General features: G+C 63.8%; 23 protein-coding genes, 1 tRNA gene and 1 pseudogene. 17 read left to right on the forward strand and 8 right to left on the reverse strand.

Annotated elements, in window-relative coordinates:
* The first annotated feature begins 73 nt into the window (after positions 1 to 73).
* From AC3EMP_RS15000 to AC3EMP_RS15025, 6 genes are all read left to right on the forward strand, one after another.
* On the forward strand, positions 74 to 907 hold the full coding sequence (locus tag AC3EMP_RS15000; RefSeq protein WP_023684748.1) for a hypothetical protein: 834 nt from the start codon (positions 74 to 76) through the stop codon (positions 905 to 907).
* A 13-nt stretch (positions 908 to 920) separates the two neighbouring features.
* Positions 921 to 1889 (forward strand): DMT family transporter, encoded by a 969-nt coding sequence (locus tag AC3EMP_RS15005; protein WP_352597523.1) that lies wholly within the window; start codon positions 921 to 923, stop codon positions 1887 to 1889.
* Entirely contained in the window at positions 1882 to 2115 is a 234-nt protein-coding gene (locus tag AC3EMP_RS15010) for a hypothetical protein (protein WP_023733893.1), read from the forward strand. Before AC3EMP_RS15005 ends, AC3EMP_RS15010 begins: the two co-directional genes overlap by 8 nt.
* Positions 2116 to 2281: 166 nt before the next feature.
* Positions 2282 to 2728, forward strand: coding sequence for a Ros/MucR family transcriptional regulator (locus tag AC3EMP_RS15015; protein WP_023670270.1), 447 nt, complete (start codon positions 2282 to 2284; stop codon positions 2726 to 2728).
* A 135-nt stretch (positions 2729 to 2863) separates the two neighbouring features.
* Positions 2864 to 4741 (forward strand): ABC-F family ATP-binding cassette domain-containing protein, encoded by a 1878-nt coding sequence (locus tag AC3EMP_RS15020; RefSeq protein WP_023695560.1) that lies wholly within the window; start codon positions 2864 to 2866, stop codon positions 4739 to 4741.
* 158 nt (positions 4742 to 4899) lie between these two features.
* A complete protein-coding gene (locus AC3EMP_RS15025; protein ID WP_352710009.1) occupies positions 4900 to 7008 on the forward strand; it encodes a molybdopterin-containing oxidoreductase family protein in 2109 nt (702 codons plus the stop codon).
* A gap of 57 nt (positions 7009 to 7065) precedes the next feature.
* Here AC3EMP_RS15025 and AC3EMP_RS15030 read toward each other — a convergent pair whose 3' ends face one another.
* The gene (locus tag AC3EMP_RS15030) at positions 7066 to 7542 is read right to left on the reverse strand and encodes an Lrp/AsnC family transcriptional regulator (protein ID WP_023689068.1); all 477 of its coding nucleotides are present in this window, start codon (positions 7540 to 7542) and stop codon (positions 7066 to 7068) included.
* A gap of 103 nt (positions 7543 to 7645) precedes the next feature.
* Between AC3EMP_RS15030 and AC3EMP_RS15035 the strand changes: the two genes are divergently transcribed.
* The 6 genes from AC3EMP_RS15035 (at position 7646) to AC3EMP_RS15060 (ending at position 13469) form a co-directional block, all read left to right on the forward strand.
* Entirely contained in the window at positions 7646 to 8848 is a 1203-nt protein-coding gene (locus AC3EMP_RS15035) for a diaminopropionate ammonia-lyase (RefSeq protein ID WP_023752542.1), read from the forward strand.
* Positions 8849 to 8850: 2 nt separating this feature from the next.
* Entirely contained in the window at positions 8851 to 10098 is a 1248-nt protein-coding gene (locus tag AC3EMP_RS15040; RefSeq protein ID WP_031196559.1) for a Zn-dependent hydrolase, read from the forward strand.
* Positions 10091 to 11263 carry an amidohydrolase gene (locus tag AC3EMP_RS15045; protein ID WP_352597526.1) on the forward strand — a complete coding sequence of 391 codons (1173 nt, stop codon included), beginning with the start codon at positions 10091 to 10093 and terminating at the stop codon, positions 11261 to 11263. The genes AC3EMP_RS15040 and AC3EMP_RS15045 overlap by 8 nt, the downstream gene beginning before the upstream one ends.
* Before the next feature lie 96 nt (positions 11264 to 11359).
* On the forward strand, positions 11360 to 12163 hold the full coding sequence (speB, locus tag AC3EMP_RS15050; protein WP_352710013.1) for an agmatinase: 804 nt from the start codon (positions 11360 to 11362) through the stop codon (positions 12161 to 12163).
* A 62-nt stretch (positions 12164 to 12225) separates the two neighbouring features.
* Positions 12226 to 12999, forward strand: coding sequence for a 4-hydroxy-tetrahydrodipicolinate reductase (dapB, locus tag AC3EMP_RS15055; RefSeq protein WP_023684757.1), 774 nt, complete (start codon positions 12226 to 12228; stop codon positions 12997 to 12999).
* A 236-nt stretch (positions 13000 to 13235) separates the two neighbouring features.
* The gene (locus AC3EMP_RS15060; protein ID WP_023689062.1) at positions 13236 to 13469 is read left to right on the forward strand and encodes a DUF680 domain-containing protein; all 234 of its coding nucleotides are present in this window, start codon (positions 13236 to 13238) and stop codon (positions 13467 to 13469) included.
* A gap of 194 nt (positions 13470 to 13663) precedes the next feature.
* Here the strand turns inward: AC3EMP_RS15060 and AC3EMP_RS15065 are convergent, their stop codons facing one another.
* From AC3EMP_RS15065 to purM, 3 genes are read right to left on the reverse strand one after another with little or no spacing between them, the layout of a single operon-like run.
* Positions 13664 to 14188, reverse strand: a complete 525-nt coding sequence (locus AC3EMP_RS15065; protein ID WP_023705321.1) for a SixA phosphatase family protein — start codon at positions 14186 to 14188, stop codon at positions 13664 to 13666.
* Positions 14189 to 14194: 6 nt separating this feature from the next.
* On the reverse strand, positions 14195 to 14902 hold the full coding sequence (purN, locus tag AC3EMP_RS15070; protein ID WP_023689060.1) for a phosphoribosylglycinamide formyltransferase: 708 nt from the start codon (positions 14900 to 14902) through the stop codon (positions 14195 to 14197).
* The gene (gene purM, locus AC3EMP_RS15075) at positions 14899 to 15978 is read right to left on the reverse strand and encodes a phosphoribosylformylglycinamidine cyclo-ligase (RefSeq protein WP_023689059.1); all 1080 of its coding nucleotides are present in this window, start codon (positions 15976 to 15978) and stop codon (positions 14899 to 14901) included. Before purM ends, purN begins: the two co-directional genes overlap by 4 nt.
* 187 nt (positions 15979 to 16165) lie before the next feature.
* Between purM and AC3EMP_RS15080 the strand changes: the two are divergent.
* From AC3EMP_RS15080 to AC3EMP_RS15100, 5 genes and pseudogenes are all read left to right on the forward strand, one after another.
* Positions 16166 to 16707 (forward strand): annotated as a pseudogene (locus AC3EMP_RS15080) (CDP-alcohol phosphatidyltransferase family protein).
* Positions 16679 to 17872: an AI-2E family transporter gene (locus AC3EMP_RS15085; RefSeq protein ID WP_023695549.1), complete on the forward strand. Its 1194-nt coding sequence runs from the start codon at positions 16679 to 16681 to the stop codon at positions 17870 to 17872. Before AC3EMP_RS15080 ends, AC3EMP_RS15085 begins: the two are co-directional and overlap by 29 nt.
* 2 nt (positions 17873 to 17874) lie before the next feature.
* Positions 17875 to 18579, forward strand: coding sequence for a DnaA regulatory inactivator HdaA (hdaA, locus tag AC3EMP_RS15090; RefSeq protein ID WP_352597528.1), 705 nt, complete (start codon positions 17875 to 17877; stop codon positions 18577 to 18579).
* Between the two features lie 123 nt (positions 18580 to 18702).
* Positions 18703 to 18957 carry a FitA-like ribbon-helix-helix domain-containing protein gene (locus AC3EMP_RS15095; protein WP_023670289.1) on the forward strand — a complete coding sequence of 85 codons (255 nt, stop codon included), beginning with the start codon at positions 18703 to 18705 and terminating at the stop codon, positions 18955 to 18957.
* Positions 18954 to 19370: a type II toxin-antitoxin system VapC family toxin gene (locus AC3EMP_RS15100; RefSeq protein ID WP_023684763.1), complete on the forward strand. Its 417-nt coding sequence runs from the start codon at positions 18954 to 18956 to the stop codon at positions 19368 to 19370. The genes AC3EMP_RS15095 and AC3EMP_RS15100 overlap by 4 nt, the downstream gene beginning before the upstream one ends.
* A gap of 307 nt (positions 19371 to 19677) precedes the next feature.
* Here AC3EMP_RS15100 and AC3EMP_RS15105 read toward each other — a convergent pair whose 3' ends face one another.
* The 4 genes from AC3EMP_RS15105 to AC3EMP_RS15120 all read right to left on the reverse strand — a co-directional run bounded on the left by AC3EMP_RS15105 (position 19678) and on the right by AC3EMP_RS15120 (position 22097).
* A complete protein-coding gene (locus AC3EMP_RS15105; protein ID WP_352518962.1) occupies positions 19678 to 19938 on the reverse strand; it encodes a hypothetical protein in 261 nt (86 codons plus the stop codon).
* 357 nt (positions 19939 to 20295) lie between these two features.
* Complete coding sequence (locus AC3EMP_RS15110; protein WP_023743834.1) at positions 20296 to 20607, reverse strand: hypothetical protein; 312 nt, start codon at positions 20605 to 20607, stop codon at positions 20296 to 20298.
* A gap of 177 nt (positions 20608 to 20784) precedes the next feature.
* Positions 20785 to 20861: transfer RNA gene (locus AC3EMP_RS15115), tRNA-Pro, on the reverse strand.
* 51 nt (positions 20862 to 20912) lie between these two features.
* Positions 20913 to 22097 (reverse strand): flavin-containing monooxygenase, encoded by a 1185-nt coding sequence (locus AC3EMP_RS15120; protein ID WP_352597529.1) that lies wholly within the window; start codon positions 22095 to 22097, stop codon positions 20913 to 20915.
* Positions 22098 to 22117 lie beyond the last annotated feature (20 nt).

The following is a 22117-nucleotide window of genomic DNA, read 5'->3' on the forward strand; positions in this document are numbered from 1 at the left end:
ATTCCTAATTTTACAGGGGTGGGGAAATTAATTGACAGTTTACCAAGTGATGCCCCCATCCTGGAGAAGTAGAATGAACGCCCATACCATACCTGAACTGCGCTACGCGATGAGCCGAGAAGCCATTATCGGTCATGAGACGGCCTGGAAAGTGTCGGGTTTCGGCGTTGCGCAGTATCTGCATGGCTACGACCCGGCGCTGCTGGCGGCGATCGAAGAGGCGGCGTTGAAGCTCAAGGCCAGCCACGCCGTGCACAAGCACCTCGATCTGACCTTCATCACCGGCGCCGACCGTTTCATCCCGGAGATCAAGGAACTGCTGCATGACAAGCTGCGCCTGGAACGTCTGTCCGACATGATGGGCACCAAGCTCGAGCCCTATCCGCTGTCGATCGTCGGCTCGACCGTCACTTTCATGAATCCCAAGGACGGCGCCGTCGATTGGCATTGCGACGGTGTCCCGGTCACCGAACTCATTCCGCTGTCGATCAGCAATCCGCTGGTCGGCGGCCATCTCGAAATCTACTGCGACGATTCCGAGACCGGCCGCGCCATCCTTGAATCCGGCCGCGAGATTCCGCGCAACCAGGTCATGCGCATCGACCACAAGATGAACTACGCCACGCTCGGCCAGTTTCTCGGCGTCCTGCACCGCACCGCGCCGATCCAGCTCGGCTCGCGCGTCACGCTGGTCCTCAACCAGCGCTCTGTGGCCAAGCCCTATGTCGACGACAACCGCATGTTCTATCTCGCAGCCGACAATGATCATGATCGCGAATGGGTCAACGAACTGGCCGAAGACGTCTGGACGAACCAGCTGCCGGCCTATCGCCGCTTCGAGGAAGAGCGTCCGGTTGCGGCGGCGACGGATGCGCCGGTCCCGGGCGGGTCAAGGGAATCCTGGTAGCCAGGGCATAGAAGTGGACGCCGGTTTGGCCGTCGGTAACATCATGGTCGGCGATAAGGACAAGGCACCGTCGCGCCGATTCCGGGATGGATCCGGCTCGCCATCGGCCCTGGTCTTCGCCGCCGGCGCGGTCGCCCTGTGGTCGACCAACGCGCTGGTCGGCAAATCCCTGCTGGCCAGCCATCCAGTGTCGCTCGTGCAGTTGCTGCAGTTTTGTGGAGCGGCTCTGGTGTTCGCCGTCATCCATCTGGCGAGCCGGAAGGGGGACACGCAAGACGCAGCCTTTTCCAAGGGTGCTGACGGCACCCTGGCGCCGGTCGCGGTCGGCTTTATTGGCCTGGTCGGCACCATGGTGCTGCAATACATCGCCTTTGCCTCCATGCCGGTGATCGAGGCCAATCTCGTCGCCTACACCTGGCCGCTGATGGTCGCGGCGGCGGTCATCGTGCTGGGCAAGCGGCAACGCCCCGCGCTGCTGGGTTTAACTGCCGTGCTTGGCTTTGTCGGCGTGGCGCTGGTGATTTCGGGTGGTCGCGGCCAGCCTTTTCTCCAAGGCAGCATCGTCGGCTATCTCGCTGCATTCGGCTCGGCGCTGTGCATGGCCTTCTATTCGATTGCGGTCGCCCGCCTGGCCACACCGTCGGAGCGTTTGCTTTTGCCTTCGGCATTGGTCGGCGTCGGCCTGACCTTGCTGTGGTGTATTCACGACGGCGCAGCCTGGCCATCCAGCGAGCACCTCCTGCTTGGCCTCTATCTCGGCGCCGGCCCGATGGGGCTGGGATATTATTTCTGGTCGCGCGCCTTGAAGCTTGAAGGCGGCGGCAAGGTTGCGGTCATCGCCTATCTGACGCCGATCGCATCGACGCTGCTGCTGACACTTTCGGGCGAAAGGCTGACGCTTACCGCGATAGCCGGTGCGGTCCTCGTCATCGGCAGCTGTATTGCGGTGGGCATAGAACGCTCGGAGGCTGAACATGCTTGACGACGATGAACGCCTCGCCAGACAGGAAGCATTCTGGCTGCTCAAGGAGTTCGGCGCCGAGGCGCCGCTCTACGCCGCCATGAAGGCCGAAAAGGCGATAGAGCAAAAAGATTTCGGCCGGTGCGCCCGCTGGAAGCGCATTCTGGAGATACTGGCCGACTCCAAACCTGCCGGGTCCGTGCAGTTGAAATCTGCTGGCGCGAAGTCGGCCGTTTCCAAGTATTAGATTTTCTAATTTGCAACGTTGCAACCTGTTGTGGAAACATCCTCCTGTTCCGATTCTTGATCGTTTATTGAGACTTAGCGACCCGTTGGGGGGTGCAGCTAGGTCGATACATCAAGAGAAGTCTTAAAAAAAGCCGGCAACTTCATGACCGGCGGGAGAAACAGAATTGCACACCATCGACAGCAAGACCGCTATTGAACTGACTGCTGACATCGTCTCGGCCTATGTCGGCAACAATCCGCTCCCTGCGTCCGGCCTGCCGGATCTGATCGCCAGCGTCAGCGCATCGGTGCGCAAGCTGGGCAGCATTGCCGCCGTGGAAAGCCCCGCGCTGAACCCGGCTGTCAATCCGAAGCGGTCGGTGTTTCCCGACCACATCGTCTGTCTTGAGGACGGCAAGAAATTCAAGTCGCTGAAGCGCCACTTGATGACCGACCATGGTCTCAGCCCGGAGGAATATCGTGGCAAATGGGGCTTGCCGTCGGACTATCCGATGGTGGCGCCGAACTACTCCGCGACCCGTTCGGCACTGGCCAAGTCTTCGGGCCTCGGCCGCAAGCCGGCCGTTCCGGCCGCCGCGGCCAAGGTGACGAAGCGCAAACCCAAAGCCTGAACCAGGCAGCCTCTGAAAAGTCAGTCTGCTGTTTGCAATGGACGGCGCGCTTAAGGCGCGCCGTTTTCATGCCTTATGCCCCCGCCGGCGCCCAGGCCCTTGCGAAGCGCCGCCCTCCCGTGCAAAAGCCCCGGCATGCTTATCATCAACGATCTTTCGCTCCGCATGGCCGGACGCTTGCTTCTCGATCATGCCTCGCTGACCTTGCCGGCCGGCACAAAGGCCGGCCTCGTCGGCCGCAACGGCACCGGCAAGACGACGCTGTTCAAGGCCGTCACCGGCGACTTTCCCTCCGAGACCGGCTCGATAAGCCTGCCCAAGAACACCCGCATCGGCCAGGTGGCGCAGGAAGCGCCCGGCACCGAGGAGCCGCTGATCGAAATCGTGCTCAAGGCCGACCTCGAGCGCACCGCATTGCTCGAGGAGGAAAAGACCGCCACCGACGCGCACCGCATTGCCGACATCCATATGCGGCTGGCGGATATCGATGCGCATTCGGCGGAATCTCGCGCGGCCACCATCCTCGCTGGCCTTGGCTTCGACGACGCCGCGCAGCGCCGCCCGGCCTCGTCCTTCTCCGGCGGCTGGCGCATGCGTGTGGCGCTCGCCGCGGTGCTGTTTGCCGAGCCCGACCTTCTGCTGCTCGACGAGCCGACCAACTATCTCGATCTCGAAGGAACGCTTTGGTTGGAAAACTACGTGTCGAAATATCCGCACACGGTGCTTCTGATCTCGCACGATCGCGACCTGCTCAACCGCGCCGTCAATTCCATCGTTCATCTCGACCAGAAGAAGCTGACCTTCTGGCGCGGCGGCTACGACCAGTTCGAGCGCCAGTACACCGAGCAGAAGGAGTTGCAGGAGAAGGGCCGTGTCAAGCAGGAAGCCGCCCGCAAGCACATGGAATCCTTCGTCGAGCGTTTTCGAGCCAAGGCTTCGAAGGCGAGACAGGCGCAGTCGCGCATCAAGGCGCTGGAGAAGATGAAGCCGATCGCAGCGCTCGTGAACGACACGGTGCGGCCGTTCTCTTTCCCGGAGCCGGTGAAAACGGTGGCGTCGCCGATCGTGGCGCTGAACAACGTCAATGTCGGCTACACCGAGGGCCAGCCGATCCTCAAGAAGATGACGTTGCGCATCGATGCCGACGATCGCATCGCGCTGCTCGGCGCCAACGGCAACGGCAAGTCGACCTTCGCCAAGCTTCTCTCGGGCAGGCTGAAGCAGGAAACCGGCACCATGACGGTGGCGCCGGGCCTGAAGGTGGCGATCTTCGCGCAGCATCAGCTCGACGATCTCAGGCCGGAGGAAAACGCCTACGAGCATGTCCGCCGGCTGATGCCGGAAGCGCCGGAATCCAAGGTGCGCGGCCGCGTCGCCCAGTTCGGCCTCACCACCGAGAAGATGAACACCGCCGCCAAGGATCTGTCGGGCGGCGAGAAGGCGCGCCTGCTCATGGGCCTGTCGGCCTTCGAAGGCCCGAACCTCTTCATCCTCGACGAACCCACCAACCATCTCGACATCGACAGCCGCGAGTCCTTGATCCATGCGCTGAACGAGTTTCCCGGCGCCGTCATCCTGATCTCGCATGACCGCCATCTGCTGGAAGCGACCGCCGACCGGCTGTGGCTGGTCAAGGATGGTGCGGTCAACCCGTATGACGGCGACCTTGAGGACTACAAGACGCTCGTCACCGGCGTGTCCGGCGATCGACGCGGCAAGCGCGAGGCCGAGAAGGCATCCAAGGCCGATCGCCGCCGCGATGCCGCGGCGCGCCGCGCCGCCTTCGAGCCGCTGGCCAAGGAAATCCGCGCCACCGAAGCGCTGATGGACCGCATCCGCAAGCGCATCGACCTGATCGAGGACGAACTCGCCAATCCGGCCGTCTATGAGAAGGATCCATCGACGGCGACCCGGCTGGCCAAGGAGCGCTCGCAGTTGGCACAGCAGTTGGCTGGCCACGAGGAAAAGTGGCTGACCATGTCGGCCGAGTACGAGGAAGGCACGGCGGAGTGATTTACCCTCCCCCTTGTGGGGAGGGTCGATCCGCGAAGCGGAGCGGGGCGGGGGTCTGCGCCGCACCCCACCCCGGCGCTGCGCGCCGACCCTCCCCATCAAGGGGAGGGTAAGATCTGGCCCTACACGCCGCCCGCGAAACCCGCTAAAAACGCCCCATGAACCAGCACGCCAAGCTCAGAATCGGCCACTCCGCCTGTCCGCATGATTGCCCTTCGACCTGCGCGCTCGAGGTCGAACTGCTCGATGGCAACCGCATCGGCCGTGTCCATGGCGCCAAGTCCAATACGTATACGGCTGGTGTGGTCTGCGCCAAGGTCGCGCGCTATGCCGATCGTGTCCATCATCCGGACCGACTGCTGAAGCCGCTTGTTCGCGCCGGCGCCAAGGGCGACGGCATCTGGAAAGAATCCAGCTGGGAAGCGGCACTCGACCTCGTCGCCGAGAAATTCATCGCGGCCGAGGAAAAATACGGCTCCGAGACCGTCTGGCCTTATTACTATGCCGGCACGATGGGGCTGGTGCAGCGCGACGGCATCGACCGGCTGCGCCATGCAAAAAAATACTCCGGCTTCTTCGGCTCGATCTGCACCAATCTGGCCTGGACCGGCTGGATGATGGGAGCGGGCGCCTTGCGCGGTCCCGATCCGCGGGAGATGGCGAAGTCCGACTGCGTGGTGATCTGGGGCACCAATGCCGTGGTCACGCAGGTCAATGTCATGACCCACGCCATCAAGGCGCGGAAGGAGCGTGGCGCCAGGATCGTCGTTATCGACGTCTACGAGAACGCGACGATGAAGCAGGCCGATATGGGCCTTGTGCTGAAGCCCGGCACCGATGGCGCGCTGGCTTGCGCGGTCATGCATGTGCTGTTCAGGGAAGGCATGGCCGACCGCGCCTATCTCGAAAGATACACCGACGATCCGAAGGGGCTGGAAGCGCATCTGGAGACGCGCACGCCGGAATGGGCGTCCGCCATCACCGGTCTTGCCGTCACCGAGATCGAGGCTTTCGCACGCCTCGTCGGCACGACGAGGAAAACCTATTTCCGCCTCGGCTATGGCTTTGCCCGCCAGCGCAACGGCGCGGTCAACATGCACGCGGCATCCTGCATCGCCGCCGTCACCGGCGCCTGGCAATATGAGGGTGGCGGCGCCTTCCATTCCAATTCCGGCATCTTCAAGCTCAACCAGGATGTGCTGGAAGGCACCGCGATGCGCGATCCCAATATTCGCCATCTCGACCAGTCGCGCATCGGTCCGGTGCTGACCGGCGCAGCGGACGCGCTTTACGGTGGCCCGCCGGTGACGGCGATGCTGATCCAGAACACCAACCCGGTGAATGTCGCACCCGAGCAGCGGCTGGTGAAACATGGTTTTCTCCGTGATGACCTGTTCACCTGCGTGCACGAACAGTTCATGACCGACACGGCAAAGCTTGCCGATGTCGTGCTACCGGCAACGATGTTCCTCGAGCATGATGACGTCTACAAGGGCGGTGGCAACCAGCACATCACGCTCGGTCCCAAGCTGATCGAACCGCCGGAAGGGCCGCGCACCAACCACTTCGTCATCGAGCAATTGGCGCAGCGTCTCGGCGTCTCCGACCGGCCGGGCTTTGGCCTGACCGAGCAGCAGCATATCGACATCATCCTCGGCAAGCGCGGGCTGGGCTCCTTCGCCAGCCTCAAGGAAGACAAATGGGTCGACCTGCAGCCGGATTTCGAGGCGGCGCATTTCATCGATGGTTTCGGCCATGCCGACAAGAAATTTCACTTCCGCGCCAACTGGAGCGGGCAGGCGGCGCCCAACCGGCCGCCGAAAAGCATGGGCCTGTTCGGGCCGGTGGCGGAACTCCCCGAATTCCCCGACCATGTCGACCTGATCGAGGTCGCGAATGCCGAGCATCCGTTCCGGCTGACGACATCACCGGCGCGCAATTTTCTCAATTCGACATTCGCCGAGACACCGGTGTCGAGAGCCAAGGAAGGCCGGCCGGAACTCCTGTTGCATCCGGACGACGCTGCCGCGCTTGGCTTGGACGACGGCGACCGTATCGAGGTCGGCAACCGGCGCGGCGAGGTGGTGCTGCACGCAAAGCTGTTCGATGGCATCAAGCGCGGCGTGGTGATCGCCGAGGGCATCTGGCCAAACAGCGCCCATGAGCGTGGCGAAGGCATCAATGTGCTCACCGGCGCCGACGCACCAGCGCCCTATGGCGGTGCGGCCTTCCACGACAACAAGGTCTGGCTGCGGCCGGCGGGCTGAAGCAATTCCAGGAAAAGTGTGAGCGGTTTCCGTCCGGAATTGCATAGAAGTGACTGGCTATCCCGGCAGAGGCACCGTCAGCCCCACCTTGACACGGTCCATGGCAACGAAGGTGCGGAATTTTCGGACATTCTTGCTGTCGAAGAACAGTCTGCGCGTCAGCGCTTCATAGGCGCCCATGTCGGCCGCGGTGATGACTAGGATGAAGTCGGCCTCGCCGGTGACGTAGTAGCATTGCTGCACTTCGGGCTCTGCCGAGAATTGCCGCTTGGCCGCGTCGATCAGGTCCGAGCGTTCGCTCTCCAGTTCCACTTCGACGAAGATGGTGATGGGATGGCCGACCGCCGCCGGGTCGACCACGGCGACATTGCCCGCAATGACGCCGGACTGTTCCATGCGCTTGATGCGCCGCTGCACCGCCGGCGCCGACAGGTTGACGGCTTCGCCGATCAGCCGCTGCGGCGTCGTGTTGTCCCGCTGCAGAATGGCAAGGATGGCGAGGTCGAAACTGTCGAGCGAAGGCGATCGAGGCAAAGCGCTATCCTGGCGAAACAAACTTGCATTTCGAAGCGCCAATAACAGCGCTATTTGCGCCTCGGCTGCAATATGATTTCGTCACACCCAAAGGAGGCCACCCGTGTTCCTGCTCAACAGCAATGCCTTGCACCGCCGGCCGCTCGATCCGGTCGATGCCGAAACGCTGGGGAATGCCGGTGCCGATACGGTCGAGCGCTTTCTTGCCCATCGCGACAATCACCTCGCAACTCCGTTGCATGCATTGCCGACGCTGGCCGGCGAACTCGGCCTCGGCGCCGTCCACATCAAGGATGAAGGCTTTCGCCTCGGTCTCGGCAGTTTCAAGGCGCTCGGCGGCGCCTATGCCGTTTTTCGACTGGTGCTGGAGGAGGCGAGCCGATCGCTTCATCGGCCCGTTGACGTGGCCGATCTCAACCGGTTCGACGTCCGGGCGGTCGCTGCCGGCATGACGGTTGCCTGCGCCACCGACGGCAATCATGGCCGCTCGGTCGCGCAAGGTGCACAGTTGGTTGGCGCGAAAGCGGCAATCTTCGTTCACGCCGGCGTCAGCGAGGCGCGCATTGCAGCAATAGCCCGCTATGGCGCCGAGATGATCCGCGTCGACGGCAATTATGACGACTCGGTCAGGCAGGCCGCCGAGGTTTCAGCGGAGCAAGGCTGGACCGTGGTGTCCGACACCTCCTGGCCGGGCTACGAGCGCATCCCCGGTCTGGTCATGCAGGGCTATACGGCGATCGTGCGCGAAGCGTTGGGCCAGTTGCCGCAGCCGCCGACCCATGTCTTCGTGCAGGCCGGTGTCGGCGGTATTGCCGCCGCCCTGGCCGGCCATCTCGCCATCGTGCTCGGTGACGCCAGGCCGACCTTCATCGTCGTCGAGCCGGCCCGCGCCGCCTGCGTTGTCGCAGCCGCCCGGGCGGGCCACGTGGTCAAGGTCGCACACGATCAGCCGACGGTGATGGCGATGCTCGAATGCTACGAGGCCTCGCAAGTTGCCTGGCGCGTTCTGGCGCGGGTTGCCGATGCCTTCATGACAGTGGATGAGGAGGAGGCGGTCGCGGTGATGCGGCGGCTGGCACGGCCGGCTGGCAATGATCCAGTGATCGTCGCCGGCGAAAGCGGCGGCGTCGGTCTGGCCGGGCTGATCCGGGCGGTGGCCGACCACAAGGCCGCGCTCGGGCTCGACGACAAATCCCGCGTGCTGCTGATCAACACCGAAGGCGCCACAGACCCGCATCGCTATACCGAGCTGGTCGGGCAGAGCCCCGCCGATGTGCTGGCCGGCAAGCTGAAGGCCGAGGCATAGCCATGATCGGGATCGATGCACAGCGTCTGCTTGGCCGCATCCGGGAACTCGGCGCCGTTGGCCGCGACAGTGAGGATAGGCTGATCCGGCTCGCCGCCTCCGACACAGACAGACAGGGCCGTGACCTCTTTGTCGGCTGGCTCAGGCAGGCCGGGCTGGAAGTCGCCATCGACCGGGTCGGTAATATCTTCGGCATCTGGCAAAGCCCCGACAATGCCGGGCAGGCGCCGCTGCTCATCGGTTCGCATATCGACACCGTTATCGATGCCGGCATCTATGATGGCTGCTACGGCGTGCTGGCCGGGCTGGAGGTGATCGAGACGCTGCAGGCTTCGGGCTTTTCGCCGTCGCGCCCGGTCGCGGTCGCCGCTTTCACCAATGAGGAAGGCGTGCGCTACACGCCTGACATGATGGGCTCGCTATGCCATGCCGGTGGCGTCAGCGCCGAGGCCGTGCTGGCCGCCATCGGCACGGATGGCAGCGTGCTCGGCCAGGAGCTCGCCCGCATCGGCTATGCCGGCGACCGCGAACCCGGCTTCCTCAAGCCGCATGCCTATCTCGAACTTCATATCGAGCAAGGGCCGGTGCTGGAGCGTGAAGGCGTGCCGATCGGCGCGGTCGAGAATTTGCAAGGCATTTCCTGGCAGCGCATCACCATCGACGGCGCCGCCAACCATGCCGGCACCACGCCGATGTCGATGCGCAGCGACGCCGGCCACGCCGCCGCCCGCATCATCACCTTCCTGCACGATCGGGCCAGGGCTTCAAATGGGCCAACCGTGGCCACGGTCGGCACGATGCGCTTCGAACCCAACGCCATCAACGTCATTCCCGCGCGCGCCGTCTTCACCATCGACCTGCGCGATCCCGACGAACAGCGCCTGCAGGCGCATGAGGCGGCCCTTGCTGCCTATCTCGAGGAGCTTGAGGTTTCGGAGAACGTATCGATCTCGGTCGAGCGGCTCGCCCGCTTCGAACCGGTGCTGTTCGACATCGGCATCGTCGAACTGATCGAGGCGGCCGCGAAGAACCGCGGTCTCGGCGTCAGGCGCATGACATCGGGCGCCGGCCATGACGCGCAGATGATGGCCCGCCTCGCGCCGGCGGCAATGATCTTCGTGCCGAGCGCCGGTGGCATCAGCCACAATTCGCGCGAACACACTGAAGATGCCGAGCTTGTCGCCGGCGCCAACATCCTGCTTGATGTCGCCAGTGAGCTTGCAAAAGAGGTCGGGGAGAAAAATGGCTGAACTCGATCGTGATGCGCTGAAGCGGGAGATGACGGGCTGGCGGCGCGATTTGCACGCGCACCCCGAGTTCGGTTTCGAGGAAAAGCGCACCGCTGGCTTTGTCGCCGCGAAGCTGCGCGAATTCGGGCTGGACGACGTTGCAGAGGGGGTCGGCGGCACCGGCATCGTCGGCACGTTGAAGCGCGGCAGCGGCAACCGGGCGATTGCGCTCAGGGCCGACATGGATGCGCTGCGGATCACCGAGCAGTCCGCGACAGCCTATGGCTCGCAGAACCCCGGCATCATGCATGCCTGCGGCCATGACGGCCACACCACCATGCTGCTCGGCGCGGCAAAGCTGCTCGCCGCCGAGGGCGGTTTCGACGGCACCGTGCGTTTCGTTTTCCAGCCGGCCGAGGAGTGGGGCAAGGGCGCGCTGGCAATGCTCGATGATCGCTTGATGCAGCGCTTTCCCTTTGACGAGATTTTTGGCCTGCACAACATGCCTGGCCTGCCCATCGGGCATTTCGAGACCCGTGCCGGCCCGTTCATGTCGGCGGAGGACAATTTCGAGATCGTGCTCAAGGGGATCGGCGGCCATGCGGCGCGGCCACATTCCGGGAACGAGACGCTGGTCGCCGCCTGCGCGCTGGTAACCAATCTGCAAACCATCGTCTCGCGAAGGCTGAGCCCGGCCGACATTTCGGTGGTTTCGGTGACCGAACTGATCACCGACGGCACCCGCAACGCATTGCCCGGCCTCGCCCGCATCCTTGGTGACGCCCGCAGTTTTCGTCCCGAGGTCAGCGCCGAGATCGAGCGCCAGATGCGGGTCATCGCGGCGGGCACCGCCGCCGCCTACAATGTCGCCGCCGACGTGACCTATAGCAGGGAATTCGTGCCGCTGCAGAACGATGCCGACCTGGTGGACGCGGCCTTTGTCGCCGCAAGGCGCGTGCTGGCCGATGGCGCCGCCAGCATCGCGGCGGAGCCGATGACCGCCTCGGAGGATTTCGCCCGCTTCCTCGATCACGTACCGGGCTGTTTCGTGTTTCTCGGCAATGGCGAGACCTCGCCGCCGCTGCACAATTCCAGCTACGACTTCAACGATGACGGACTTTTGCACGGCACGGATTTCCATATCGCGATCGTCAGGCAAAGACTGGGCGGCGCGATCGGGAAATGACGCCTGATCGCCTTCGCAACTGGCCCAAGCGGCACTGCTATCGCCAGCCAGCACCCAGGTTTAGGGAGATTGCCTGTTGCCGGAGATCGCACGCCGATGACCAGGGTTTCGCTTCTGGGAATACCACATGACGAGAACTCGTCCTATCTCAAGGGCGCGGCTGCAGCGCCGGCCCTGATCCGGCGGGAACTCAAAAGCGGCGCGCACAGCTCGTGGAGCGAAACCGGCTTCGATGTGGCGGATAGTTTCGTCGACCACGGCGACATCGACTTTTCAGGCGCCGGCGATCCGTGGGAGCGAATCGAGGCCGAGGTCGGCCGCGCGCTGGATGCCGGCCACCCGTTGATCAGCCTCGGCGGCGATCATGCCATCGCCTGGCCGGTGCTGCGTGCCGTGCGCCGCCGCCATGCCAGGCTAACGATCGTCCAGATCGACGCCCATCCCGACATCTACGATGCCTATCAGGGCAACAGGCGATCGCACACCTCGTCCTTCGCGCGCATCCTGGAGGAGGGGCTGGCCGACCGGCTGATCCAGATCGGCTTGCGCACCCTCAATGATGAACTTCGTGACCAGCTCAAGCGCTTCGGCGTCGAAATGATCGAGGCGCGGCTTTTCAGCGAGGATTTGCAGCTCGACCTCAAGACGCCGGTCTACCTCTCGGTCGATCTGGACGGCCTCGACCCGGCTTGTGCGCCCGGCGTGTCGCACCGCGAACCCGGTGGTCTTACAACCCGGCAAGTGATCAACCTGATCCAGCGGATCGACCAGCCCATCGTCGGCGCCGATGTCGTCGAATACAATGCAAGCCAGGACGTCTCCAATCTCACCGCGCTGGTTGCCGCCAAGCTGGTCAAGGAGATCGCCGGCATGATGCTCAAGACGCATGGCGCCGGCTGAATCAATCTGGCAGGGCGGCATGGTAGATCATTGTTGTGACTCGCATTTCCAGTGAAAGCCGCATGCCGCATCCTTTGAAAATAGCCATAGCCGGCGCGAACGGGCGCATGGGCAGCCAGATGGCGCTGGCCGTCGAGGCCGATCCCAGGCTGACGCTCGTCGCCCGCTTTCACAGGCCGGGCAGCATCGGTGAGGGGCTGGTCGAGCGCGACGAAGCACTGGCGCTTGCGGATGTCGTCATCGATTTCACCACGCCTTCGGCCTCCGTCGATCTTGCACAAGCTTGCGCGGCCTGCGGCGGCCCGGCGCTGGTCATCGGCTCGACCGGCTTCGAGCCGGCCGATCTCGCCGCCATCGCTACTGCTTCGAAGTCCGTCGCCATCGTTCGCTCCGGCAGCTACTCGCTCGGGCTCAGCATGCTGACCGGGCTGGTCGAGCAGGCGGCGCGAGCACTTGGTCCCGCCGCCGACATCGAAATCCTGGAAGCGCATCACCGCATGAAGGTCGACGCACCGTCGGGCACGGCGCTGATGCTGGGCGAGGCGGCCGCTCGCGGACATGGCGTCAGGCTGGACGATGTGGCGAAACGCATCCGCGACGGCCTTACAGGTCCACGCCCTGCCGGCGAGATCGGCTTTGCCGTGCTGCGCGGCGGCAGCATCGTCGGCGAGCACAGCGTGAGCTTGCTGGCCGAGGGCGAGACGCTCACGCTTTCCCATTCGGCGGGCCACCGCTCGATGTTCGCGCGCGGCGCCATTGCGGCAGCACGCTGGGTCGCCGTCCGGCCGCCCCGCGAATACGACATGCGCGACGTACTGGGCTTCACGACCTTTTGAGATGCAAGGGTAACGCAACGAGGGGCGTTGGAGGTCGGAGCCGCCTAGAGAATAGAATATAGCAACAACTACGCCATTTCGCGCCTTCCAACACCGAACCGAACGGTTCGGTTCGCACATTTTTGTGATTGGCAATGGCAGCAACGCACACCCATTTCGGGGTGGTCCGAGCGACGCGAATTCCTCCCAAGGCACGCCACTTGACGGACAGAACTGAAAAATCTGGATTACCTGAAATGACCAAGATCGCACTTACCGCTGCTGCCATCCTCCTTGCCACCGGCACCGCTTTCGCAGGCAGCGACCACTACGGCTCCGACAGCGTCAACCAGCCTGCTGTAACAGCGCCCGCCGGCAACATCGATCACAATTATACCGCCTCGATCCGCAAGCCGGCCAGCCTCGGCGATTTCACGATCAAGGGCGACTCGAACCAGCCGGAATCCGGCCAGGGCATCTGGGGTCGTTGATTTTCTGAGAAATCTACGACCACAAAGAGCGGTGGGCCCGGCCCACCGCTCTTGTTTTTATGCAATCGAACTCGGGGCCGCAAAGATCTTGAATCAATCCGCCAGCAATTGGTCCTATCTCCTTGTTTGACCGTGGTCTTTTCAAAACACGGTTTGCGGCTGTCACCTGCGGCTAGCCCGTTAGGCAGCTTGGTCTAGCTTAGATCCTTCGGCTTGATGCAATGCGTCAACCGGGCCGCGCCGAAGCCGAGATCCGCCCAGTCGCCGTCGATGACAAAGCGGGCAAGGGCGCCGGTCGGGAATTTCTCTTCAAGTTTCCTGAGAGCAGCCACACCCGATCGCGGACCGGCGAGCCGGCGGGCAAAGTCCTCCAGGCCGGGATTATGGCCGAGCACCAGGAGACAGCTAGCCGATGCGACTGCCTGCTGCAGCTCGGCCAGAATGTCGCCAGCCGTGGCTTCGAAAAGCGCCTCGGCGAACTCCACCGTTACGCTCGCCGACAGTTCCGCCGAGACCAGCCGCCATGTCTCGCGCGTACGCAGCGCCGGCGACACCAGCGCCAGGTCAGGCAGCCAACTGCGCCGGGCCAGTTCGCGCCCCATCAGCGGCGCCGTCTTCAGCCCGCGCGGCCCGAGCGGCCGGTCGAAATCAGCAAGCGCCGGGTCGTCCCAGCTCGACTTGGCGTGGCGCAGCAGGAGCAATTGTCTCGGTGTCGCCATGTCGGCCTACGGCGTGATCCGCGCCAGATGTTCGAGATCGCGTTCTTCGCGCAGCGGGTCGGGCGCCATCACCACGGAAGTTCCGTTTTCGGCATCGTCGGCGAAATGCGCCAGCACGGTGCGGCCGCCTTCCATGTGCGCCTTGCCGTCGGCGACCAGCCCGAGTGCCAGCGCATAAAGCCGGTGCTCGGCCTTCAGCACTCTGGCGGCCAGCGTGTCTTCGTTGTCGCCGACCATCACCGGCACCGCTGCCTGCGCGATGATCGGGCCGTCATCCATCTCTGATGTGACGAAATGCACCGTGCAGCCATGAATGCGAATGCCGGCGCGCAGGGCGCGCGCATGCGTATCGAGCCCTTTGAAGGCCGGCAGCAGGGCAGGGTGGATGTTGAGCATGCGCCCTTGCCACTTCTCGACCAGGCCGCGGGAGAGAATGCGCAGATAGCCGGCCAGCGCCACGATCTCGGCATTGAACGCAATCAGCGCGGCGTCGATCGCCGCATCATGGGCTTCCTTGCTGGCATGGTCGGCGCGCACGATGACCTTGGTCGGGATACCGCGCGCGGCCGCGATGCCGAGGCCGGCGGCGTTGGCCCGGTCGGAAATGACGCCAACGATCTCGGCGGGATAGGCCGGGTCGCTCGCCGCCGCGATTAGCGCCGTCATGTTCGAGCCGCGTCCCGAGATCAAAACAACCGTGCGTTTCCTGCTCATAGGCCGATCGAGCCCCGATAGATAACGCCGGCGTCGCGGCGCGGCACGATGCGGCCGATCGGCGTCACCGTCTCGCCGGCCTCCTGCAGCACGGCTGCGACCTGTGCGGCCTGGCCGGAGGCGACGACGAGGATCATGCCGATACCGCAGTTGAAGGTGCGCATCATCTCCTCCGGCGCCACGCCGCCAGTCTTCGCCAGCCAGGAAAACACCTGCGGCACATCGATGGCATTGAGATCGAGCTCTGCGGAAAAGTCCTTTGGCAGGACGCGCGGGATGTTTTCGGGGAAACCGCCGCCGGTGATGTGGGCCAGCGCCTTGATGCCGTGCGTGCCACGGATCGCTTTGAGGACCGACTTCACATAGATGCGGGTCGGCTCGAGCAGCGCCTCTGCCAGCGTCGCCTCATCGTTGAACGGCGCCGGATCGCCCCAGGCAAGACCGCTGACGCCAACGATGCGGCGCACCAGCGAAAAGCCATTCGAATGCAGGCCCGAGGAAGCCAGGCCAAGCAGCACGTCGCCTTCGACGATATCGTCGGTCGGCAGCAACTGGCCTCGTTCGGCAGCACCGACGGCGAAACCGGCCAGGTCGTAATCCTTGTCGTGATACATGCCGGGCATTTCGGCCGTCTCGCCGCCGATCAGCGCGCAGCCGGCCTGTCGGCAGCCGATTGCTATGCCGCCGACGATTGCCGCCCCCTGGTCGGGGTCGAGCTTGCCGGTGGCGAAATAGTCGAGGAAGAACAGTGGCTCGGCGCCCTGCACGACGATGTCGTTGACGCACATGGCGACGAGGTCGATGCCGATCGTGTCGTGCTTGCCGGCATCGATGGCGATCTTCAGCTTGGTGCCGACGCCGTCATTGGCGGCAACCAGCACCGGATCCGTGAAACCCGCCGCCTTGAGGTCGAACAGGCCGCCAAAACCGCCGATCTCGCCATCGGCGCCCGGCCGGCGCGTCGCGCGCACCAGCGGCTTGATCTTCTCGACCATGAGGTTGCCGGCATCGATGTCGACGCCCGCCTCGGCATAGGTGAGCCCGTTCTTGCGCTTGGCCCGGTCGCCCTTGCTCATCGTCGGCGCATCCCTGTTTCCCTCGGCGGCTCTTCGCATGAATGGTTTCGGGGGGCAAGGATGACGACAGGATACCGGGCTTTTGCCCAAGATAAATACGTGGACAGTCGCCCCTTCACCGCTGGTCCTTGCAGCCACAATCCATCTCCACCATCGATCTGCAGAACAAGCATGGCGGGACATGCCTTTGACCATTCCCAACCTCATCACCATCCTGCGCTTCGTGCTGGTGCTGGCGATGCTGAACATGCGCTGGGACTGGGCCTTTGCCGGATTTCTCGTTGCCGGAATTTCCGATGGCGTCGACGGCTTCATCGCCCGCCGCTTCAACCAGCATTCGAACTCGGCGCCTATCTCGATCCGATGGCCGACAAGGTGCTTCTGGTCTCGGTGTTCGTGGTCATGGGCTTCATCGGGCAATTGCCGCTGTGGCTGGTGGTGACCATGGTGTCACGCGTGCGCTGATCATCTGCGCCGTGCTTTTGTCCACGGTCATGGCGCATCCGGTCGAGATGAAGCCGCTCTATGTGTCGAAGGCCAACACCGCCGCCCAGATCGTGCTGGCGCCGTGTGCTGGGCGAACTTGCCCTTGGCCTCCGCCTCGACCCGCTCAGGCCTGCGCTCATATTGCTGTCCGGGGTCTTGACCGTGGCTTCGGCCGCGGCCTATCTCGTGGCTTGGCTGAGGCATATGAGCGGCTATGGCGAAGGCTCCACCCCGGGTAGTTGACAAGAATGCCGCGACTGCCGCGTTAGCAGACGCGGCTGCGTCCCTGGCGTTTCGCCGCCAGATTTTCTTCTGGCTGGGCACGGCAATCTTCCTGGCGCTGTTCCTCTACATTTTTTCCAGCATCCTGTTGCCGTTCGTTGCCGGCATGGTGCTGGCCTATTTTCTCGACCCGGTCGCCGACCGGCTGCAACGCCTCGGCCTCTCCCGGCTGATGGCGACGGTGGTCATCCTGATTGCCTTCATCGTCCTTTTGGTGCTGGCCTTCGTCATCCTGGTTCCGGTACTGGCCACGCAGATGGCCGATTTCGCCAGCAAGCTGCCGGAATATCTGACCCGGCTGCAGTCGCTGATCACCAGCTTCGATCCGAAATGGCTGGAGCAGAAATTCGGCGTCAATGCCAATGGCCTGCGCGACGGGCTGAATTCGCTGCTCACTTCCGGTTTCGGCCTGCTGAGCACCGTCTTCACCTCGATCTGGAGTTCCGGCGTTGCTCTGGTGTCGGTGGTCAGCCTGTTCGTGGTCACTCCGGTTGTCGCTTTCTACATGCTGCTCGACTGGGATCGCATGGTGGCGGTCGTCGACAGCTGGGTGCCGCGTGATTATGTCGGGACGGTCAGGGCGATCTCCAGGGACATCAACACCGCGACCGCCGGCTTCGTGCGCGGCCAGGGCACGCTGTGCCTGGTGCTCGGCGGCATGTATGCCACCGGCCTGACGCTGACCGGGCTGAATTTCGCCATCCTCATCGGCCTCTTCGCCGGGCTGATCTCGTTTATCCCTTATGTCGGCTCGCTGACCGGACTGGTCCTGGCCGTCGGCGTCGCCTTCGTCCAGTTCTGGCCGGACTGGACCATGATCGTTGCTGTCGCCGTGGTGTTCTTCATCGGCCAGTTCATCGAAGGCAACATCCTGCAGCCCAGATTGGTCGGAAAAAGCGTCGGCCTGCACCCGGTCTGGCTGATGTTTGCGCTGTTCGCTTTCGGCGCCCTGTTCGGCTTCGTCGGCCTTTTGATCGCCGTTCCTGCTTCGGCGGCGGTTGCCGTGCTGGTGCGCTTTGCCATTGCCCGCTATCTCGAATCGCCGCTCTACAAGGGACACTCCACCGAGCCAGTCCCGCCGCTGCCTGCCGATCGCGGCGGCGGCCACCGCTCGCCGCGCGGCTGAACGTGGCGGATCAAAAGACCGAACCGCCGCGCCAGCTGCCGCTCGACCTTGGCCACGGCACCGGCTACTCGCGCGACGAACTGGTGGTGTCGGCCACCAACCGTGAGGCGGCAGCCCTTGTCGATCGCTGGCCGGACTGGCCGTCGCCGGTGATCGTGCTCGCTGGCCCGGCCGGTTCCGGCAAGACACATCTGGGCTCGATCTGGCAGGCGCGGGCCAACGCTGTGGCGGTCGATGCCCAGCACATCGGCAATGCCATCACCGGGCTTGGCGGCGGGCCCGCGCTGATCGACGATGTCGACAAGACAGCCATCGACGAGGCGGGCCTGTTCCATCTCATCAATGAAGTGCGCGGCGCCGGGGCCACCTTGCTGTTGACGGCGCGGCGCTTCCCCGCCGCCTGGAGGGTGACGTTGCCCGATCTTGCCTCGCGGCTGAAGGCGGCGGCAACCGTCGAGATCCATGAGCCGGACGATTTGCTTCTGGCCGGTGTCATCACCAAACTCTTCGCCGACCGCCAGGTCGAGGTCGAGCCGCATGTCGTGCAATATCTGGTGCGCCGCATCGAGCGCTCGCTGGCCACCGCCATGCGCGTGGTCGAGCGCCTCGACCGCACCGCGCTCGAGCGCAAGACGCCGATCACCAGGGCGCTCGCCGCCGAAACCGTCAGCGCAATGGACGAAGGGCAGGGCGAGTTCGAGGTTTAGATCCTGCTGCAATTCCCTGGACGGCGATTGTCGATCCCGCCCGTGCGACGTTTTCAAAACATGCATGGTGACATCACCTGAAACAATATGATACTTTCAATCAATGACATCGGAGCGATATCAATGCCTGCAGTGACCGTCCGAAATCTTCCGGAAGCGACCCACCGAGCTCTGCGTGTACGGGCGGCCTTGCACGGTCGCAGCACCGAGGCCGAGATACGCGACATTCTGGAAAACGCGGTGCGGCCGGACGGCCGTGTGAAACTCGGCTCCGTTCTGGCAGACATTGCCCGACGCGCCGGGCTGACCAATGAAGACGTGGAGGTCCTGGAGCAGGCTCGCGACAAGGCGCCGGCCGAACCGCTGGGGTTCGAATGATCCTCCTCGATACCAATGTCGTTTCGGAGGCCATGAAGCCCGAACCGCATCAAGCTGTGTTGGCCTGGCTTGATGACCAGGCCGAGGAAACGCTTTACCTCTCCAGTGTGACGCTCGCCGAAGTGCTGTTCGGCATCGAGGCCATGCCGGCGGGTCGTCGCAAGGCTGCGCTCGCTGAAACCTTCGCCGGTGTGTGCGCCGTGTTTGAGCGCCGCATCCTGCCTTTCGATACCGAGGCGGCCCGGCACTATGCCCGACTTGCAGTGAAGGCGAGGGCAGCCGGCAAGGGGTTTCCTGTGCCCGACGGCTACATCGCGGCAATCGCCTCCGCAAACGGCTTTCATGTCGCCTCGCGTGACACGGCGCCATTCCATGCGGCCGGCGTGCCTGTCATCGATCCTTGGCAGCCGTAACCAGGTACGGCAGCCCGACCAGAGCGCGAGCTGCGAACATGCGTTTCGGCAGGATTTCCTCTTCAGCGACGACAGCGTGTTCGAATGAATACACTCGATCTCTCCGTGCCCACCGCCGCATGAGGGCCGCTGTCCCATTTCGGGAAACATTATTTGGCATCCGTCTTGCACCTGGGAACTTGCCGGCTGACCCCGGTCCTGGTCGCGTTCATGGTCGGGTTGTAGGCTCGCCGGGAGTGATGATTGGGGTTCTCGCCCGGCGAGCTTACCTTCGTGGAGCAGTCACCGGAGTGTCCGGGAGGGTGCCCTATAGCCACAACGCCGCCAGATACCGGACCAGCAGATAGACCACCGTATGCGCTGCCACGTAGCACGCGGCGACGACGACAAAGAACAGGACGCTGGCGGGCCACGAGCGGGGACGGCCTTGCCTCTTGCTCGGCCGGTTGTTCCAGATCCACAGGGCTGCACAGATAATGGCCCAGACGACGACGAACGGAACCGTGATGCCGATGTAAGCGAAGTAGGCAGGGCCAATCAGCGAAAGCCATGTCTCGAGACCAAGCATCCAGAATCTCCCCTTTGCCCGGAGTCTAATGCATGTCGCTCAAAAGTGGTCCCGGTTTTGAGAGAACGACATGCATCACCTGGATACGTTTCAGCGCGACGTACTTTTAGACCGGCGGTAGAGGTGGAAGCGAGGGGATTATCCCTGCGTCGATTTTCAGCCAAACCCGCCGAAGGGATGCTGTTCGATGACACGGGCGCCTGATGCATGTCGCTCAAGCGCCCCCGGTTTTAAGAGAACCACATGCATCAAACAAGACCTCAAGCGCGTCCGTGAGTCCGTTCAAATGCGACGCGCTTTAGGTCAGATTGGTGCTCCGGCCGCCAACCCGGCCGGAGCAGGTCCAAAGCGATCGGATCAGCCGCAGACCCTGACCTCTTCGACGACCCTGTGGTGATGGCGCCAGTGCCTGACCAGTTCGATATGGCAGCGGTGATGGCGATGGTGGCGCCGCCATTGGCCATCCTGGTTGTCGCTGTAGTCGTCGCCATAGTCGTCGCTATAGTCTTTGTGGCGCTGGTGATGGCGAAGAATCTGTATATCGCCATCGTCGGACGAATATTGATCGTCGTCATCGGACTGGATAGTCAGACTGGCGGCTTTCGCCGGTGCGATCAAAGCCGCCGTTCCGGCGAACGCGATCATCGAGGCGATGAGAAGGGTTTTCATTGTTTGCTCCTGGGGTTGAACATACACAACTCTCGGAGCGAACTGGTGTTCCAATGTAGGGTCCGATCGGCGAGCGGCTGCTGCTTGGGCAATGCGTGCCGCCATGCGCTACCGGCGAGGCAGCCATTGGCGACCTTGGGAGTGACCTTGGGCAAGGACTGGCTTTGTGGGAAAAAATGGTCGGAGTGGAGAGATTCGAACTCCCGACCCTCTGGTCCCAAACCAGATGCGCTACCAGGCTGCGCTACACTCCGAGGCCCTGCGGCGTATACGGTTCCGGACCCTGTCGCGCAACCCCTAAAACATCAAACGGGGCTTGGCGGTCTGCGCTCCCGCGCAATCCTGGCTGCGATCGCCTTGGCCTGGATGCGAGCATTGGCGAAGCAGCCACGGATGCTTGGCCGCATGCCGGTGAACCACAGGCCCGGCAGTTTCGGGTCGCTGTCGGCGCCGTTGAACAGCGGCACGCCCTTTTGGTCGAGCACGCCGAGCTTGCCCAGCATGGCCTCGAGCCCGGTGCGGTAGCCGGTCGCGGCGATGACGATATCAGGCTGGATCGTCGCGCCATCGTCGAAAACGACCGTGTCGCCGGTAAATTCCCGCACGGTTGGCAGCACGATGATCCTGCCGTCCTTGATGGCATCGACGGCGCCGTCATCGGTGGCGATGGCGGTATAATCCGACGCCAGCCGGCTTGCGCCGCCCGAAGGCGTCGGCGGCAGGCCGTAAGCCGTGAGGTCGCCGAAGGCCCATCGCTGCGTCGCCGCCATCACCGCATCGGCGAGCTTGAACGGCAGCCGCGCCAGGATCGGCGAAAACCGGTGGACGGCGATCTGGCCGAGGCGCTTGGGCAGCAGTGCCGGACCGTTGCGCGCCGACAGCCAGATCTGTCCCGTGCCGGCTGCCGCCAGGTGATTGAGCACGTCGAAGCCGGAATTGCCGGCGCCGACGACCAGCACTTTCTTGCCCGCATAGGCCTTGGCGTTACCGAATGCGGCCGAATGGATGATGCGTCCGGCAAAGGCCTTCATGCCTTTCCAGGCCGGGATGAAGGGCTGCCGGTCGCGCCCGGTGGCGATGACGACATGGCGCGCCAGCCGCGGCCCGGCACTGGTCCGCACAAGCCAGTGGTCGCCCTCGAAGCCAATCTCCTCGACCGCGATGCCGAACTCGACCGGCAGCCGGTGCATGGCGTGGAATTCGTTCAAATGGCCGATGATGGTGTTTCGGTGCGGAAAGGCAGGGGTGCCGGCAGGAAAGGAAACGCCCGGCAGCGCCGAAAGGTCGCGATGCGTGTTGAGATGCAGTCGCTCGTGCCGCCCGTGCCATGGCTCGGCCAGCCGGGCTTCCTTTTCCAACACCATCACAGGCACGCCGGTCTTGAGCAGCGCATGGGCTGCGGTCAAGCCGGCTGCCCCGGCGCCGATCACGATCGCGCCGTCGAAAATCGCTTGGCTGTCGGCCTCGGCGTGCAAAATCCCTGCGTCCATGCCTCTTTGTGTCGCCATCA

It is taken from the genome of Mesorhizobium sp. P160219, assembly GCF_057786095.1.